1 pseudogene is annotated in these 717 nt (G+C 45.0%); it reads left to right on the forward strand.

Features of this window, described 5'->3' with window-relative positions:
* Nucleotides 1-717 (forward strand): annotated as a pseudogene (locus R8N47_RS25115) (RNA degradosome polyphosphate kinase); the annotation flags it as partial.

The raw sequence follows: 717 nt of genomic DNA on the forward strand, positions 1-717 counted from the left end.
AACGCCGTAAGACCATCATCCTGCTTGATAACATCATCCGATACTGTTTAGACGAGCTTTTTAAAGGCTTTTTCGACTATGATGAGCTCGCAGGCTACGCGATGAAAATGACGCGTGATGCAGAATACGACTTGCGTAATGAAATCGAATACAGCTTGCTAGAGCAAATGTCAGCAGGTGTAAACCAACGTTTAACCGCCATGCCAGTACGCTTTGTGTATGAGCGTGAAATGCCGCAAGAGATGCTCGACTTCTTGTGCAGCAAACTAAGAATTTCCAATTACGACAACCTAATTCCAGGTGGACGCTACCACAACTTCAAAGATTTCATCGCTTTTCCAAACGTCGGGCGAGAATACCTCGAAAACAAACCAATGCCACCAATGAAGTGTGCAGACTTTCAAGGTTACGCCAACAGTTTCGAAGCCATCAAAGCCAAAGACATTCTACTCTACTACCCTTATCACACCTTTGACCATATTGGTGAATTGGTTCGCCAGGCATCCTTTGACCCGAAAGTGCTCAGCATCAAAATTAATATCTACCGCGTAGCCAAAGACTCTCGCTTGATGAACTCTTTGATTGATGCAGTGCATAACGGCAAAAACGTTACTGTAGTCGTTGAGCTGCAGGCGCGATTTGATGAAGAAGCAAATATTGAATGGTCAAAAGTTCTGACTGAAGCTGGCGTGCACGTCATCTTTGGTGCGCCCGGTT

It is taken from the genome of Vibrio sp. 2132-1, from assembly GCF_033344315.1.